Source organism: Gracilibacillus salitolerans, assembly GCF_009650095.1.
Lineage (GTDB): Bacteria > Bacillota > Bacilli > Bacillales > Amphibacillaceae > Gracilibacillus > Gracilibacillus salitolerans.
On record NZ_CP045915.1, the window covers coordinates 1974117 to 1991582 of the forward strand.

At 34.9% G+C, this 17466-nt stretch carries 17 protein-coding genes and 1 pseudogene; 9 read left to right on the forward strand and 9 right to left on the reverse strand.

Annotated elements, in window-relative coordinates:
• Positions 1–85: 85 nt before the first annotated feature.
• Positions 86–388 (forward strand): annotated as a pseudogene (locus tag GI584_RS23995) (transposase); the annotation flags it as partial.
• 52 nt (positions 389–440) lie between these two features.
• Here the strand turns inward: GI584_RS23995 and GI584_RS09070 are convergent.
• Positions 441–557: a biofilm-forming protein gene (locus GI584_RS09070; RefSeq protein ID WP_153791035.1), complete on the reverse strand. Its 117-nt coding sequence runs from the start codon at positions 555–557 to the stop codon at positions 441–443.
• Between the two features lie 89 nt (positions 558–646).
• Positions 647–1351: a YetF domain-containing protein gene (locus GI584_RS09075; protein WP_153791036.1), complete on the reverse strand. Its 705-nt coding sequence runs from the start codon at positions 1349–1351 to the stop codon at positions 647–649.
• A 91-nt stretch (positions 1352–1442) separates the two neighbouring features.
• Here GI584_RS09075 and GI584_RS09080 point away from each other — a divergent pair, with 91 nt between their 5' ends.
• A complete protein-coding gene (locus tag GI584_RS09080; RefSeq protein WP_228552377.1) occupies positions 1443–1874 on the forward strand; it encodes a hypothetical protein in 432 nt (143 codons plus the stop codon).
• 78 nt (positions 1875–1952) lie between these two features.
• Here GI584_RS09080 and nagZ read toward each other — a convergent pair whose 3' ends face one another.
• Positions 1953–3608, reverse strand: coding sequence for a beta-N-acetylhexosaminidase (gene nagZ / locus GI584_RS09085; RefSeq protein ID WP_153791037.1), 1656 nt, complete (start codon positions 3606–3608; stop codon positions 1953–1955).
• A 278-nt stretch (positions 3609–3886) separates the two neighbouring features.
• On the opposite strand from nagZ, the gene GI584_RS09090 reads away from it, so the two are divergent.
• The 6 genes from GI584_RS09090 (at position 3887) to GI584_RS09115 (ending at position 11049) form a co-directional block, all read left to right on the forward strand.
• Positions 3887–5569: a cache domain-containing sensor histidine kinase gene (locus GI584_RS09090; RefSeq protein ID WP_228552378.1), complete on the forward strand. Its 1683-nt coding sequence runs from the start codon at positions 3887–3889 to the stop codon at positions 5567–5569.
• Positions 5544–7082 carry a response regulator gene (locus GI584_RS09095; RefSeq protein WP_194842173.1) on the forward strand — a complete coding sequence of 513 codons (1539 nt, stop codon included), beginning with the start codon at positions 5544–5546 and terminating at the stop codon, positions 7080–7082. Before GI584_RS09090 ends, GI584_RS09095 begins: the two co-directional genes overlap by 26 nt.
• Positions 7083–7211: 129 nt before the next feature.
• Positions 7212–8534, forward strand: coding sequence for an ABC transporter substrate-binding protein (locus tag GI584_RS09100; RefSeq protein WP_153791040.1), 1323 nt, complete (start codon positions 7212–7214; stop codon positions 8532–8534).
• Positions 8535–8619: 85 nt separating this feature from the next.
• Positions 8620–9516 carry a carbohydrate ABC transporter permease gene (locus GI584_RS09105; protein WP_100360981.1) on the forward strand — a complete coding sequence of 299 codons (897 nt, stop codon included), beginning with the start codon at positions 8620–8622 and terminating at the stop codon, positions 9514–9516.
• A gap of 3 nt (positions 9517–9519) precedes the next feature.
• Positions 9520–10359: a carbohydrate ABC transporter permease gene (locus GI584_RS09110; RefSeq protein WP_153791041.1), complete on the forward strand. Its 840-nt coding sequence runs from the start codon at positions 9520–9522 to the stop codon at positions 10357–10359.
• 57 nt (positions 10360–10416) lie between these two features.
• Entirely contained in the window at positions 10417–11049 is a 633-nt protein-coding gene (locus GI584_RS09115; protein WP_100360979.1) for a YesL family protein, read from the forward strand.
• Between the two features lie 43 nt (positions 11050–11092).
• Here the strand turns inward: GI584_RS09115 and GI584_RS09120 are convergent, their stop codons facing one another.
• From GI584_RS09120 to GI584_RS09130, 3 genes are read right to left on the reverse strand one after another with little or no spacing between them, the layout of a single operon-like run.
• Positions 11093–11959, reverse strand: coding sequence for an IS3 family transposase (locus GI584_RS09120; RefSeq protein ID WP_153791042.1), 867 nt, complete (start codon positions 11957–11959; stop codon positions 11093–11095).
• Positions 11923–12126: a transposase gene (locus tag GI584_RS09125; protein ID WP_153791043.1), complete on the reverse strand. Its 204-nt coding sequence runs from the start codon at positions 12124–12126 to the stop codon at positions 11923–11925. The genes GI584_RS09120 and GI584_RS09125 overlap by 37 nt, the downstream gene beginning before the upstream one ends.
• Before the next feature lie 46 nt (positions 12127–12172).
• The gene (locus GI584_RS09130; RefSeq protein WP_153791044.1) at positions 12173–12487 is read right to left on the reverse strand and encodes a hypothetical protein; all 315 of its coding nucleotides are present in this window, start codon (positions 12485–12487) and stop codon (positions 12173–12175) included.
• 296 nt (positions 12488–12783) lie between these two features.
• Here GI584_RS09130 and GI584_RS09135 point away from each other — a divergent pair, with 296 nt between their 5' ends.
• Positions 12784–14037 (forward strand): C40 family peptidase, encoded by a 1254-nt coding sequence (locus tag GI584_RS09135; protein WP_153791045.1) that lies wholly within the window; start codon positions 12784–12786, stop codon positions 14035–14037.
• A gap of 360 nt (positions 14038–14397) precedes the next feature.
• On the opposite strand, the gene GI584_RS09140 is transcribed toward GI584_RS09135, so the two are convergent.
• The 3 genes from GI584_RS09140 to GI584_RS09150 form a co-directional block, all read right to left on the reverse strand.
• Positions 14398–14826: a BrxA/BrxB family bacilliredoxin gene (locus GI584_RS09140; protein WP_325063428.1), complete on the reverse strand. Its 429-nt coding sequence runs from the start codon at positions 14824–14826 to the stop codon at positions 14398–14400.
• Positions 14827–15043: 217 nt separating this feature from the next.
• Positions 15044–16771 carry an aminodeoxychorismate synthase component I gene (pabB, locus tag GI584_RS09145; protein ID WP_153791047.1) on the reverse strand — a complete coding sequence of 576 codons (1728 nt, stop codon included), beginning with the start codon at positions 16769–16771 and terminating at the stop codon, positions 15044–15046.
• Complete coding sequence (locus tag GI584_RS09150) at positions 16772–17350, reverse strand: anthranilate synthase component II (protein WP_100360975.1); 579 nt, start codon at positions 17348–17350, stop codon at positions 16772–16774.
• Positions 17351–17466 lie beyond the last annotated feature (116 nt).

Sequence of the window (17466 nt, forward strand, 5' to 3'; positions counted from 1 at the left end):
GAAAATAACGAGTTATCATCGTGAAACACGACGATAACTCACTATTTTATTGTACAATGGAATTATCGATAGGGAGGTGGAACGAGTGATTAATCAGCAACAATCGATGACCTTGAGTGGATGTTCCGAACTCTCCGATATCGTTTTTCCTCAGGATCATATGTTGAGGATGATGAATGATTTAATCGACTTTTCTTTTGTATATGAGGAACTGGCCCATAATTATGACCAAGTAAACGGAAGAAATGCCATCTCTCCTATTCGGTTATTAAATGCTTATTGCTGAAGACACATTTATGATGTATCGGATGTAGATGTTGTAGAATGGTCAAATTATGATAGGTCGTTTAAATATTTTCTGGATATGGCACCAGAAGACTCTGTCATTGCCAATGGCCTCTTGATCACAAAGAAGGAACCAGGTGGCTCCTTCTTTTATTTTATTTACCACGTTTCTTTTTTTGCTTTTTAGCATTGTCTGCACTAAATGCGGACTCAGTCTCATGATCTTTTCTAATTTGCTCGATACTTGAATTTTGAATTCCTTTCTTTGCCATGTTATTCACCACCTTTTTATCAATTATAGTTAAATTTCCCTAAGTATTGTACAACCATTCATGTATGTTCTTTTCTCACAATTTTTAAGCTATTGCTTAGGAATATGATCATCTCTTGTGTCAATATATAATGTTCCATCTTTCTGGATCTCAGCGAAAAATATATCGGATATATCATTTACTCTAGCTTGTTTCAATTGTGTTTCTAGCCAATTTTCATCTAGGTTTAATTTGGATAAGTTGGACTTATTGATCTTTCCGTCAGAAATAACTTCTGTAGCTATTGGGAATGGTTCTGTTTTTACTACTTGTACATTCATATCACCTTTAGTTAGCGTTTGTTTATCTTCTTTTTTCATGACAGAAAGTGTCCCATCCGTTTCAAAAAGTGCATAATCTACATCAGTGACGGAGAATACATTTTTCTTTCGCAACAGTGCATGTAAAGCATCGATATCTAATCTGGCTTTTCGTAATTCATCTTCCATAATTTTTCCTTGTTTAATTAGAATCGCTGGTTGTCCTTCGATAATTTCTCGAGCTTTCTTAGATTTGATATCAACTATCCCCATAGTGATAGTTAGAATTGCCCATCCAGATAAAGCATATAGCCCAACCCAGAAATCTAAATTTTGGTTTACAACAAGGGAAGCTGCTATCGAACCAATGGCAATTCCAGAAACAAAATTAAAAAATGTTAACTGACGCAGCTCTTTTCTACCCATTATTCTTGTCAGAAATAAAAGGACCAAAAATGTAGATATAATTCTAAACGTAATGTCAGTAAAACCCATAAGAATCTCCTTTACAAATTTGATAGAATGCTTTCTAAAACTTTCTACTGTTTTAATTTACCCATATTGACTTAATTAATAAGCAATAGAAATGATATATAATAATATAGTTGATGATAATCTAAATAAATGGAGATACAAAAAGGAGGGGAAGGTAATAGTTTATCATGCTGCTCGAATAGTACTAGGTATCATCTTTCTGAGCGCAGGCTTTAACGGGTTTCTGGTTGTATTTGACATCGAGCCTTTGATTCCGGCAAGCCCTGAAGCGATGGTATTATTTCAATTTAGCTATTTATTAATAGTGGAAAAATCATTGGAAGTGATTTGCGGAATATTATTACTTATGAATCGGTTTGTTCCATTAGCTTTGGCAGTATTGACACCGATTACAGCCAATATTTTATTGCTACATATATTTGTAGATCCATCGTTACTTATTTTGGCTGTAATAATGGTTATCCTTCAAGGTTATTTATTTTATCATTTCAGAGATAAATTCAGAGGGATATTGGAGAGCTGATAATCTCTTTCCTCTTATAATCGTAAATGACGGACGTCCAGTTGTAACACTGAGTTGGATACGCCCGTCATCTTTTATTTACTCAGTCTGTAATATTTCTTTTATCTCTTGATTTAACTGTTCTACGTCTATAGACTCCATTTTTTCATTTGTTATACCGTATTTCTCTTTCAGTTTTAATACACGATCTACACTGTCATCCAGGTTTTGCATTGAGATTTCTCCATTCGCTACAGCTTCTTCCATTGCATCAAATACTGCGTCGATTTGGTCATATCCATGGCATATCAATAACAAATCAGTCCCTGCCTGAATTGCTTGAACAGCTGCATCACCAATCTCATAGTTCTCTAAAATCGCACCCATAGTTAAATCATCGCTTATCACAAGACCATCAAAACCTAATTCGTTTCTTAACACCCCTTGAATCATTTCTTCCGATAATGTAGCAGGATTGTCTGGGTCAATCGATGGTACCATTAAATGACCAATCATCATTGCTTCAACACCATGATCAATCGCTTGCTGAAAAGGTACGAGCTCTACTTGTTGTAATCTTTCAAGCGAATGATCAAGAAGAGGCAGATCGATATGTGAATCAACAGCAGTATCTCCATGACCAGGAAAATGTTTTCCAACTGGCATGACATTTTCAGCAGCCAAGCCTTTCATTTGTGCAATTGCCATGTTACTCACTAGTTCAGGTTCGTCTCCAAATGACCGGTCTCCAATAACAGGGTTATTTGGATTACTGTTAACATCGAGTACAGGAGCAAAATTGATATTAAAGCCAAACGCCTTCACTTTTTTGGCTAACAGTTTTCCGACTTGATAAGACCAATCACTGTCATTTCTTTTTCCAATTGCTTGACTTGATGGTGTTGCCGAGATCTCTTCAGGAAGTCTCGTAATTCGTCCACCTTCTTCGTCGATTCCTAAAAATAAAGGTATTTGATTGTCATTGTTCCGTTTTAAGTCATTGATAAAATCGACTGTTTGTTGGGTGTTTTCGATATTCTTCTTTAATAAGATAAAACCTCCAACCTTTTTTTGTTTAATATAATAAGTAGCTTGTTGATCGATGGAGGTACTTTCCAATCCAATCATCATTAATTGACCAATCTTTTCAGTTATTGTCATTGTATCAATCGAATAGGAAGGGTCTGTTTCGTTAACAGAAGGATCCCAAGGTAAATAAACTACAGAGATATGGCTCAGCTTTCTATCAGTGTTATCTGTTGCTGGAGGAAATATTAATTTTAATTGATATGTTTGGTTTATTTGATAAACGTAAATATTCTGCTCTTGAAAATGTCTTATTTCATCAGGTGCACCTAATACTTGTTCCGTCTCTTTTTGGGTAATGTGTTGTAATTTATTAGAATGAGACCGTAGATCGTAAATTTGCCCTTTTTCATTAAATCCAAATACTACCTGTTTTTTTTCGTATGTCGCATAAGTACCAGAATTAGCTTCTGATTTGTTATCAGCTAGCCCCCAATCTTTTTCCACCTCCATAATGGTGTCTTCACCACTTTTCCATTTATCTTTTGATACTTTTCCTGTTTCCGCCACCTGATAAATTTGAGTAAGTAGCCTGTTGTTTGATTCGATGGTTGATAAAGCTTCCAGATTATGAGTGGAAGAAGAGTGTTCTTTTATTGGTTTGTTACTGCAACTACTTAAGACTATAAGTGAAAATATCATCACTAATATACTTAATTTCTTTATCATAGTCATATAACTCCTATTAAACTTAGAATGATTTTCAAATAAAGCTATGCTGCTTTATATAGATTAGACGAATTTTATTCTTTTATGTTACCAACCTAGAAACGAATCGAATTGACGTAATGCTTTGCTCCCACTTATAATAACTGTAAGCGTTCACAGGGAGAGTAGGTGTTATCGGTATGATAAATAAGATTCGGTTAAAATTTTTGAACTTACGCCTTAAATATAAAATGGTTATTCTCACGTCTTTAGTACTTTTGGCTTTTAGTATAGGTGGTTTGTCAATTTTACAATACGCTTTTAATCTCTACAATAAGGAAATTTACCGTCAATCTGCTCAAGCATTGCAAGTCTCAACGAACTCTGTAGAAGCGGAATTAAAGAAGATGGAACGTCTTTCCTATCAAATAACTACCGATACATATGTACAATCCTATTTATTAGAATTAAGAAACACTGATTCTAGCTATGATCAATTTATGATAGGAAACGAACTTCGCAAGAGATTACTGCATATCGGTGCTTTAAATAAATATGTACAATCGATTCAAGTGTATGATACATATGACAAAGAGTATGCCAGTGGTAATTTAATCATAAATTTATCTGAAGAAAGATTAGGAACGATGAAAGGGGCAGCAAAAGAGAAAGAGGGTGGTGTTAACTGGTTATCACCATATGAGAGTGATGAGGCAGTAATGGCAGTTCGGGATATACGTGAATATATGGATTTTTCTTTTGAAAGATTAGGAACAGTTGGAATAAGAGTAGACATTAACGAAATTATGAAAGAGCTCACTAGTAATTTGGAGGAACAGGAAACTAATTTTCTCATTTTTGATCAAAATGAACAGCATGTGTTCGCTAATGAAAATGATTTAGACGAAATTAAACCATCAGATTTTACAGTTAATCAACAGGGATATCAAATTATAAAACATAACGGTGAAAGGTATTTTTTAACTTATTCAGAAGCGAATCATTTAGATTGGACGTATATGATCTTAACGCCTTACAGTAATTTGTTTACGGTGATTAGCCAAGCACGAACGGCAGTTTTTTTAACATATTTTGGACTATTCTTACTGATGATTTTCTTAGGAACCAAGTTCACCGGTACGATTGTGAATCCAATTGAAAGTTTGAATAAAAAAATGAAAAAAGTTCAGACAGGTGACTTGGATTATTATGATGTTGGAATGGAAACAGAACTAACCAAAGATGAAGCAGGACAAATGCATGAGAATTTCAAGAAAATGATGAACCAGATTAATTATTTAATTGGTGAAAATTATAAAAAACAATTATTAATTAAAGAATCAGAATTTAAAACATTGCAGGCACAAGTAAATCCACATTTTCTTTATAACACACTTGAATCAATCAACTGGTCTGCAAAAATAGTTGGTGAAAAGAAAATATCACAAATGGCAGAATCACTCGGCTATGTCTTACGAGCGTCAATTAATATGAAAGATGCGTTGATTCCACTAGAAGAAGAACTTACCATAGTAGACCACTATATTACGATTCAAAGTTATCGTTTTGATGAAAGGTTACAGTTTACCAAAGATATACCTAAGCAATTCTTACAAGTGCAGGTGCCGAAATTCATTATTCAACCATTAGTAGAAAATGCGATTCGCTATGGTCTTCAAGAGATGATCGGTGTTTGTAAAATTCATCTCTCGATTCAAGAGAGTGAAGACGCGTTGTTTATTTTCATAGAGGACAATGGACCAGGCATGCAAAAGTCTTACCTAGAACAAATTGAATCAGGTGACTACCAGCCAAAAAGTACGGGGATCGGACTGCGAAACATAAATGAACGTGTCAAAATTCTTTTCGGAGAGGAATTTGGACTTGTAATTGACAGCGAAATTGGAAATGGTACCAAAGTTTCCATCATTTTGCCGAAGGAGGATAATGAAACTTATGTACAAAGTGTTGTTAGTAGATGATGAGCGAATGATTTTAGATGGTATTTCTGTGATTGTTGATTGGAATAAATATGATACAGAGTTAGTAGGGAAAGCAATGAATGGATTGGAAGCGTATGATTTTATTAAGAACCAGCCACCTGACATTGTTATTACTGATATAACAATGCCAGGTTTAGATGGTATTGAGCTTGTGAAGAAAGCGAGAGAAGATTACCCTTCTATAAAATGGATTTTTTTATCGGGTTTTAACGAATTCGAATATGCAAGACAAGCCATGCGATTTGGAGTAAAGCATTACTTGTTGAAACCATGTAATGAAGACAATATTTCAGAAGCACTAAATGACATTGTCAAAGAAAAAAAAGAAGAAGAGGAAGCTCTAGAATATATGAAGGCAATGGAAGAAGAAGTGATAAAAAACACGGTTAATGATCATGAAGAGGTGTTGAAGCAGTTTTTTATTTATGAACAAATAACGGATAAAAGTCGGACTAAAATGAACCATATAGTGGATGATCTCTATCCATCAGAGCCATTCTTATTTTGGATGCTTTTTATAGAAGGAAAAATAGCATATGATCGAATCAATCAACTAATAGAAACGATTAATCAATCTTTTCTACATGAGCAAGTCATTACAACATTAATAGAAAATAAAGTGATTGTGATGATGCGATATTCAGCAGGTAATCAAAAAACAATTAAACGGTTTTTCCAAACTGAAATGGAACAGAGTACATTAAGTACGACTTCCGTTTTATCGAGAGGCTTTACGAAAGAAGAAATAAAAAAAATCCCAACACTAGATGAAATGGTGCAACAAGTATTTTATCAACCAAGGCATAGTTTTATTACATATCAAAATTGGTTCCAATTTGATGAAAAGTTCAAATCAGATATTGAAATTGATCTTGATACCATTTTGTATTATTTAAAACAGCAACAAAAGGAAGAAGCCGTTTCCTACCTTTTAGATTTTATTGAAAAACTAAAAATACACCAAGTAGCCCCAAAGATTACACGAGGTTATTTTATTCAAATTTATTTATTGTTAATGAGTAAACTAGCACATCATTCAACAGAGGATCGGGTTCAAGCAATTGGACGAATGGAGGATTATCAGCATATCACAGATTTTATTACGTATTTTGAAGATCTCTTTGAAAGGATGATGCAAGAAGAAACACCAAAAAAATATTCGAAAGTGGTTCGACAAATGTTGACTTCGATTGAAGAAGAGATTGAAAACCCTGAGTTATCACTTCAATGGTTAGCTAATCATTGCCTATATATGAATGCTGACTATTTAGGGAAAACCTTTAAAAAAGAAATTGGTCAACGTTTCTCATCCTATGTAACCAATGCACGAATTAATAAAGCAGTAGAGATTATAGAAGCAGAACAGGATATTAAAGTATTTGAGTTAGCAGAGAGACTAGGGTTTGGTAATAATCCACAATATTTTAGCCAAATATTTAAAAGAATGAAGGGATTTACACCATCGGAGATTATTAAATCTAATGAAGGATAAAGATAACGCTTGCAAAAAACTCTTCTTTTTAAACATTTACCACTGATTTTTCTATCATACTTACATGTCGGAATCTGCTATTATATAACTGTAATCGCTTACAGCGAATTAAAAAGGGGAGGGAAAGAAATGAAAAAATCTTTGTTAATACTATTAGGAATAATAATGATTCTTTTGTTAGCTGCATGTAGTGGCGACGATAGCTCTGAAGATACAGGTGGCGACACAGATGATACTTCAGAAGAAACAGACTCTGACTCAGAAGCAAGTGGAGATGAAGTAACTGTAAGAATTGCTTGGTGGGGCTCACAGCCACGTCATGATTATACGCTGGAAGTCATTGAATTGTATGAAGAACAAAATCCAAATGTATCAATTGAACCAGAATATGCTAGTTGGGATGATTACTGGCAAAAATTATCACCTCAAGCAGCAGCAAATGAATTACCAGACATTATTCAAATGGATTTATCTTATATATCTCAGTACGCAGAAAATGGCCAATTAGCTGATTTAGAGCAGTTTCTTGGCAATGAAATCGATGATTCAAATATTGCTGAAAACACTATCGAAGGTGGAAGAATTAACGATGGACTTTACGGTTTTAACCTAGGTTCAAATGCGCTAAGTTTTCAATATAATCCAGAGGTTTTAGCGGAAATTGGAGTTGATGAAATCCCTGATACTTACTCATGGGATGAATATCAATCAATGGCTCAACAAGCTGCAGATGCAGGATATTTCTTTGATAATGGTATGCAAGCAGATGTGTTTTTTAACTATTACTTACGTCAAAATGGTGCTCGTCTCTACGCAGAAGATGGAAGTGGTCTTGGATATGATGACGATCAATTATTTATAGACTTTTTCACGATTTTACAAGAACAGGTGGATATGGAAGCGACTCCAACCCCTGATTATTTGGCGCAATTAGCAGGTCCTGAGGATGATCCAGTCGTAGAAGGTGAAGGAGTAGGGATTTTCCAATGGTCAAACCAATTTGTAGGATTGGAAGATATGTCAGAACACACTTTTGCATTTGGTACTCCTCCGGGAGAGAATTTAGAAGATGGTTTATTCTTAAAACCTAGTATGTATTTCTCTATTTCTGAAAATTCGGAGCAAAAAGAAGTAGCGGCTGACTTTATTGATTTTTGGGTGAATGATGTCGAAGCAAACAAACTTATTCTTGGTGACCGTGGGGTTCCTGTTTCTTCTGTAGTTCAGGAAGAAATTGCAGATGATGTTTCTGAAGCACAGCAAGCAGTATTTGATTATGTTGCATGGGCGGAAGAGAATAGTACACCAATGGGTGCACCAGATCCGGCAGGTGCAGGTGAAATCATCGAGCAACTAACTAATATAAGTGAACAAATTTCTTATGGAGAGATCTCACCAGAAGATGCAGCTGAACATTTCAGAACACAAGCGGAAAGTATTTTAGGCAACTAAAAGGGATTATAAAAAGCAGTAGCTGATCCTTATGTGATCAGCTATTGTTTTTCAACAACTTAGGTATAAGAAGGGAGCTTTAAAAATGCAAACTCATATGAAGCAAAATTTGTGGGGATATCTATTTATTGGACCGTTTATTATAGGCTTTTTGGCATTTACGATTATTCCTATAGTTGCTTCTTTCTACTTTTCATTTACTTCATATAATTTATTCAATCCACCTGAATGGATAGGGTTAGACAATTTTAAAGAAATGTTTACATCTGATCCTAGATATTTACATTCATTAAAAATTACATTTATCTACGTATTTGCGGGAGTTCCTTTACGATTACTCTTTGCATTAGCCGTAGCAATGTTGTTAAACACAGCCTCTAGAGCGGTAGGTTTGTATCGTACTTTATATTACTTGCCATCATTAATTGGGGGTAGTGTAGCAGTTGCGATTATGTGGCGTAACATTTTTGGTGACGAGGGAATTGTTAACCTAGCACTAATGACAATGGGTATTGACCCTGTTCGTTGGTTTGGTAATCCAACTGCAGCATTATGGATGTTAATTTTCTTATCTGTGTGGCAATTCGGCTCATCGATGTTAATTTTCTTGGCAGGTCTTAAGTCCATACCACAAAGCTACTATGAAGCAGCTAGTGTTGATGGCGCAAGTTTCTTTCAGAAATTTTATAACATAACGATACCTATGTTAAGTCCAGTAATTTTATTTAATGCAGTTATGCAAACAATTGCAGCATTTATGACATTTGTTCCTGCCTATATTATATCAAAAGGAACAGGTGGTCCATTAGATGGAACATTATTGTATTCACTATACTTGTTTAAACAAGGTTTTGAATTCTTCCATATGGGATATGCATCAGCAATGGCTTGGGTAATGCTAGTCATTATTGGGATTTTAACATCAATCATTTTCTTTTCATCTAAATATTGGGTTCATTACGAATCAGAGGGAGGCAGATAGGCGATGAAATCAAAACATATCAAAAAACTTGTCTATCATGTATTCGTCGGTGGCTTTGCCATCTTGTTACTGTATCCAGTAGTTTGGTTAATTATGAGTTCATTTAAGCCGAGTGAGAGGATTTTTGCGACTGCAGAATCTCTGATTCCACAACCATTTGTATTAGGGAACTATGCTCAAGGTTGGCAAGGTTTTGGTGATTATGGGTTTGATACTTATATTTTAAATACATTTATATTTGTAATATTAGTATTAATTGGCCATCTGATTTCCTGTTCTTTAATTGCATTTGGCTTTGCCAGACTTAATTTTGCCGGAAGAAGATTTTGGTTTTCCATTATGATTTTAACGCTGATGCTTCCATACGAGATTGTGATGATTCCTCAATATATCATATTCGCTCAACTGGACTGGCTAAATTCATTAAAACCATTAGTGGTACCGGCCTATTTTGGGCATCCATTCTTCATCTTTTTATTAGTACAATTCATTAGAACGATTCCTAGAGAATTGGATGAAGCAGCAATTATTGACGGATGTAACACATTTGGCATATACAGAAGAATTATATTGCCTTTAATTGTTCCTGCTTTAGCAACGACATCGATTTTTACATTCTATTGGACATGGGATAACTTACTTGGTCCAGTATTATACTTGAATAGTCCGTCCAAATATACCGTTTCGATGGCATTAAATATGTTCTTAAGTAACGAAACTGTTTCAAATTGGGGTGCCATGTTCGCCATGTCTGTTGCCTCTTTAATACCAGTGTTTATTATCTTTTTCATCTTCCAACGTTATGTTGTAGACGGTATTAGTACAAGTGGTTTAAAAGGTTAATCAAAGGTAATTGTTGAGCAATTATCACTTGAAGAAGTTTTTAAGGGGGATGTTCGTATGAGCGCATTAAATAAAGCATTTGAATGGATCACAAAAGTTGCGTATTTGAACTTATTATGGATTGGATTTACTTTATCTGGTTTAATCCTATTAGGTTTATTTCCATCGACTGCCGCAACCTTTGCAGTAGTAAGAAAATGGGTCTCAGGAAATACTGATATTCCTCTATTTAAAACTTTTTGGAAAGCCTTTCGTGAGTCAATAGTTCAAGCGAATATTCTTGGATATATAGCAGTCGCAGCAGGCTATATTTTATACTTAGATTTCTTATTTATTACATTAGTCGAAAACGATTATGTAATGTTACTTACCATTCCATTTTTATTTGTTTCAATACTATTCATATTAACATCATTTTACCTTTTTCCTGTGTATGTTCACTATGATATGAAAGTATTACAAGTAATTAAAAGTGCCTTTTTTATTATGGTATTAAATCCGTTACCGACATTGGTTATGGTAATGGGAGTGTTCGGTATTACATATGGTTTATGGAATTTGCAAGGGTTAGCATTGTTTTTTAGCATGAGTTTACTCGCTTTAGGATTAACGATGCCCGCACATAAAGCTTTTTCAAAAATACAGAAAAAGAAAGCTTATCTCAGTAAACAGAAATTAATGGAAGATTAAAAAGAGCTCTTGGCGGTGGTTACCCCCAAAAGTTAGAGTTTTATTATGCAGCTGATTGGCTGGATTGAGTTCGGTATTCGACTGGACTCAATCCGGCCAATTTTGTTTTTGATCGTTCATTGTTATACCAGTCGATATATTCTTCTATCCGTCTTTTTAATTCGTCATAGCTAACTAATTCTTCCCCATAATACATTTCTTGTTTTAAAATGCCAAAGAAATTCTCTATCGGAGCGTTGTCTGCGCAGGTTGCTTTACGTGACATGCTTTGGAATACCTTATTTTCTTTTAATGTCCTCACCCATTGGTTGTGCTGGTAATGCCAGCCTTGATCGGAATGGATGGTAGTGCGATAGGTTGCATGATTCTTTATTATCTCTGTGGTTTCTCTTAAAGGTTCCATGACAAGATCTAACGTTGGACGTTTCCTGATTTCAAACGCAATAACTTCTCCGTTATAAAGGTCAAAAATCGGATTTAAATATAGCTTCTCTTCGCCTAGACATTTGAATTCTGTAATGTAGGTTACTAACTTTTGAAGAGGGATAGGTGTGCTAAAGCGGCGGGATAACCGGTTTTTCGCTACTTTTCCTACGTTTCCCTTATATGAATTGTATTTACGGGATTTCCGCATAAATTTCACACATTTTAATCCCAGTTCCCGCATAATGCGATACACTTTTTTATGGTTGATAGAATGTCCTAATTTCTTTAATTCTTTCGTGATACGTTTATAACCATAGCGTTCATGAAATTTCTTAAATAGGTGTGTAATGAGTTCCTTTAATTCTGTATCCAAGTCTTCTTTCCCCATTTTTTTTACATGATAGTGATAGGTAGCTTCAGGAATACCTACAACAACGAATATATCTTTTAATCGGAACCCTTCTTCTTTGAGTTCGAATGCCACCTTTGCTTGTGCTTTTCGTGGAACGCATTCGGATTCTCCCGAAAAGCTCTCAACTTTTTTAGGTAGGCATTTTCTAACCTCAGTAGTTCATTCTCACGTTCTAATTCTTCTTCACGTGATAACTTTGTCTCTTCCTTTTTCTTCGATTTAATAGGTTTCTTAGACATAGAAGGTCTCCCCCTTGATCTTGGTTTCAGGCCTTCTATCCCTTGTTCACGAAATGCTTTCAACCCATCGTGCAATTAAGGAAGGATTGTTCAAATCAAATGGCACAGCAGTTTCTAAATAAGAAGCACCTGTCTTTAACATAAATTGTACCGTATCTAATTTAAATTGAACAGAATACTTCTCCTTCTTTTTTCTCCGTTTTAACCCCTTCATACCCTGCGCTTTATAGGCGTTTACCCAATTTTTTAATGGGGTGGAACTGGGCATATTATATTTTTTCGACAACGAGTTATATCCAATATTCCCATACAAATACTCGTTGACAAGCTTTATTTTAAATTCTTCACTATATTTGGCCATAAAAACACCCCCGAAAGTTAGATTTTCCACTCTAACTTTCGGGGGTCGGTACCGGCAAGGGCTCTTTTTTTTTGTTAATCTATTAAATGTTGTTATTCGACATAAGATGACATAAGTTCTGATAGTATTGAAATATTTTTGTAACATTCACATAACATTAGTGAAATCTAACTATGTTACAATGGTTCTGGTTCGAAGGATAGGATGAAAAGACTACACGAAAAACCTTTCAAAAAAGGGCTTACATAGAGAGAGCGTTTAAACAAATAAATTTTGTTGGAAAGTAGGGGAATCGAGTGCGAGAAATACGAGGTTTGGTAAAGGAATCTGTTGTTGTAGTAACGATTATGTCAAGTTTGTTTTTTGTTCAGACCGTTAACGCTGAAACAAAAGAAGATGTTCAAGCGCAACGATCCGAAGTACAGTCTAGTATTGACGAGAAAGAACAGGAAATTGAGGAAATTAAAGAAGAATTAATTGAGTTGAATGAACAAATTTTAAGGCTGGATGAAGCTATCGAAGATAATGAGCAAAAAATTGACGAAACAGAAAGTGAAATAACCGATGTTGAAACTGAAGTAAGTGATCTGGAAGCGAAAATCGATGAAATCCAACAAAGTATTGAGCGAAGAAATGAAATTCTTAAGGAGAGAATCTCTTCATTACAAGAAAATGGCGGTTCATCTAGTTATCTAGAAGTATTACTTGGTTCTGCTAATTTCATAGATTTTGTTGATAGAGTAGCATTAGTACATAAGATAACACAAGCAGACCAAGATTTATTAGAGAGTCAAGAAAAAGATAAGTTAGAGGTAGAAAAGAATAAAGTTGAGTTAGACAATAAGTTAGAAGAATTAGAAGATATGAAAGCAGAATATGAAGATATGCAAAAACACATCCAGGAACAAAAAGAAGAAAATGAAGAATTAAAAGAAGAATTAAAAGAAAAAGAAGAAGAAAATAGTGAGTTCTTAGATGATTTGAAAATTGAAGATGAAATATTAGCAAAAAAAGAAAAAGCACTTAAAGAAGCAGAAGAGCAACAACGCACACAAGAACAGGCAGCTAGAGGTAATGGATCAAATAATTCAAGTAATTCTGGTGATAATGCTATTGAACAGTATTCCAGCAATTCTTCCGAAAAGGTTTCAACAAGTGGTAGTACAGTAGATATCGTAACTTCAGTTGGTGAGAAGTATTTTGGTAACTCTGTTTATGTTTTTGGTGGTGGTAGAACTGCTTATGACATTGCTAATGGTCGTTTTGATTGTTCTGGTTTCGTCAGCTGGTCTTTTAAACAGGCTGGTATTAGCTTACCTGCAAGCACATCAGGATTATCGTCAGTAGGATCAAAAGTATCAGCTAGCGATATGCAACCAGGTGATCTTGTATTCTTCAATACGTATAAAACCAACGGGCATGTTGGTATATACTTGGGTAATAACAAATTTATTGGTTCCCAAAGCTCAACAGGTGTAGCTATCGCTGATATGGATAATAGTTACTGGAAATCAAAATTCACTGGCCACGTTCGTCGTGTAGGATCTTAATAAAAGTAACGAAATATGCTGAGACAGAAGTACTCAATTTACGACCAAAACACGAACATCAAACTTGATGTTCGTGTTTTGGTTCATTGTATAAGTTTCTGTTCCTTGGAAAAGTATAATTCTTCCTTGGATAAATGAATATATCCAAGGAAGAGCTTGAGATATCCAAGGAACAAACAGAATATCCAAGGAAGAGCGGTATTCTAGCAATTCCTATGAACAGAATGGAAGAAAGTTAAATCCACCTGACAGTTACTTCGTAGTTTATATTTTGGGCTCCAATTGAAACTTTCATTTCTGACTAAAAAAGGGGGGAGCTTTCAAGCTCACCCCTCATTAGATTTTGTATGACTATTAATATTAACAGAATTCAGAATACGCATTGGTCAGTTGAGTGACAATGTCTTCTACTTCATGTCCCTCAATTTGCTCACGAGGAATAAAGTGTTTTAATTCTCCACCTTTTATAATAGCCATGGATGGAGAAGAAGGTTCTACCCCTTCGAAGTATTCACGCATTTTTGCAGTTGCTTCCCGATCCTGACCGGCAAACACTGTAACCAGCTTAGTAGGTTTCTTCTCCCCATTTAATGATTGAACAGCTGCAGGTCGTGCTAATCCAGCTGCACAACCACATACTGAGTTCACTACAACTAGTGCCGTTTCCTCGTTGGTAGTCATAAATTGATCTACTTCCTCAGGAGTTGCTAATTCTTCAAAATCAGCATTGGTTAATTCATCGCGCATGGACTGTGTAATTTCTCTCATATATTCTTCATATGCATTCATGATTATACCTCCTCGTTATACTCTAATCAGATTTTAACAAATAAATGATGGTATTAGCGACTTATTTGTTTTGTTTATTTATCACGGCGCTAACCGTGTGTAAGACCCGCACTTCAAGATTCAACCATTTCAAAGAAGTTAAGTGGGTGATAATGGACGCCAACTCCCTGATAAGTTTCGTCGGGCCTGATGGGTGGAAAAAAACACTGATGGAGTCTCACAATATTTCATCTAATTGCACTTTAACCCACCCCCGAACACTATTAATAAACCAAATTTGATCATATTCACCAAGCTCTGATAAAGATACACTTTTCTCTAATAATATTTTTTCTTCAATCAATTGTTCTCGATAAGTACCTGGAAGTAATCCATCCGAAACAGGCGGAGTATAAAAACGACCATCTTTTTCAACGACAACATTCCCAATAGTATACTCCGTTATATGTCCTTCTTTGTTCCATAGAAGTGACGTTAGTACATGATCAGGCTTATCTTGATCTAATTTTTCATACATTTCTCTGTTAGTTGTTTTATGGTATAAATAAATATTCCTTCGATCTATTGGCTCAGGTGCTAGGGCGGTTTGAATAGGTTCTTCTAATGCTTTGACTGGTTGATGTTCAAGTTCCATACGGCCTGATGGATGGTATAATAATCGAACTTTATAACACCCATTCTGATATTGAGCTGCTAGCATGAATAATTTTTCTTTTATTTCTTCTTCGTGAAAGGGGTAACCAAAATATTGGGTTGATTGCTTGAGTCTTTGTAAGTGATAAGTCATTAATGGATAGCTACCATTATCTAATTTTATCGATTCCAATAATGAAACGGTTGTTCTTTTTTGATGTAATATTTCTGCTTTTTGGTTTAATTCATGGTATTCATTTATACTTGTTGAATCCCAAGTGATACCTCCGCCGGTACCGTAAATGGCATCATTTCCATTAAGTATAACTGTACGAATAGGGACATTAAAAGTTGCCTCTCGTTCGGGAGAAATCCAGCCAATGGCACCGCAATATATTTCTCTGGGTGTATCTTCTAACTCTGCAATATATTTCATTGTTTCTACTTTTGGTGCACCTGTTATCGAACCACAAGGAAATAAAGCTTGAAACCAATCATATACCTTCTTTGTTTCCAAATTTGCTTCAATTGTAGACGTCATTTGGTGAACGGTTGGATATGTTTCAATATCAAATAAGCTTTTCACTTTGACGGAACCAGGTTTAGCAATTCGTCCAATATCGTTTCGTAATAAGTCGACAATCATGACGTTTTCCGCTTGATCTTTTTCCGAGTTTCTTAAATTTTGTTTGAATTGTAGATCTTCTTCATAAGTTCGTCCACGTTTTATTGTACCTTTCATAGGTTTCGTGATAATTTTCCCATTTTTCACTTGGAAAAATAACTCTGGTGAGGCAGATAAAATCTGGTTAGACCCAATATCAAGGTAGGCACAATAGGAAGCAGCTTGATTCTTTACTAGTTGTTGATAAAACGAATACGGATCACCTGAAAAGTGAGCTTTAAGTCTTGTTGTATAATTAACTTGATAAGTGTTTCCTAATTCTATCGCCTTTTTTATACTAGTAATATTATGTTTATAAGCCTGATAACTAGTAGTGTGTTTCCATTCCGAAAGCTGATAAACCATGCCTTCCACATTGTCTTTATGGTCAGTTGGTTTCTCAAATGCAGCTAGCCAAATTAGTGGTAATTGATTGTGCTGTTTATGTACATGGTAACTAGGATCAAATGCGGGTGCGGCTTCATATGAGACAAAGCCTGCAATGTAATAGCCCTTGTCGAGAAATTGTTCCAACTCTTCAAATATAGTGGTTATTTCATTAATATTATTTGTATTCCACACCTTAATCGGATTGGTGAATTGCTGGACAGTATGATGAAAATTAAATTGCAAGAAATTTTTATTCATTTAATCCACTCCATCAATAGCTTGTTTATAACTGTTTTGGATCATATTAAAGCCATACTCTGTAAGGATAGCTTCAGGATGAAACTGTATTCCTTCTACTCTGTATTGTTTATGTTTTACTGCCATGATCTCTTCATGATAGGTTATCGCCGTTGTTACTAATTCATTCTCTGGCAGTTTTTTAGCAATAAGAGAATGATATCTGGTTACGGAGATGTCGTTTGGTAAAGAATCAAAAACATCTTTACCATTATGTTTTATTTTCGAAACTTTCCCATGCATGGGTGCTAATGCTTTCGTTACTTGTCCGCCAAAATAATGGACGATAATTTGCATGCCCAAGCATACACCAAAGATAGGGATCGTTGTATAGAAATAATCCAATATAGATATACATTCTTTTTGATCTTCTGGTGATCCCGGTCCAGGAGATAATACAATCAAATCAGGATTTAGTGATTTGATTTTCTCCATTGTAATATTATCATTTCGAAAAACGACCACATCATCCGTTAATTGCCGGTAATATTGCACAAGATTATATGTAAATGAATCATAATTATCGATGATAATAACCACTTTTATTCTCCCTTTCTTCACAAGCATACCATATGTAATTATAGCGCATATCCACTTATTCCTCTAATATTTGTTTTTAATTTTGTCATCACACACCTGACCTTATTTACCTTAAT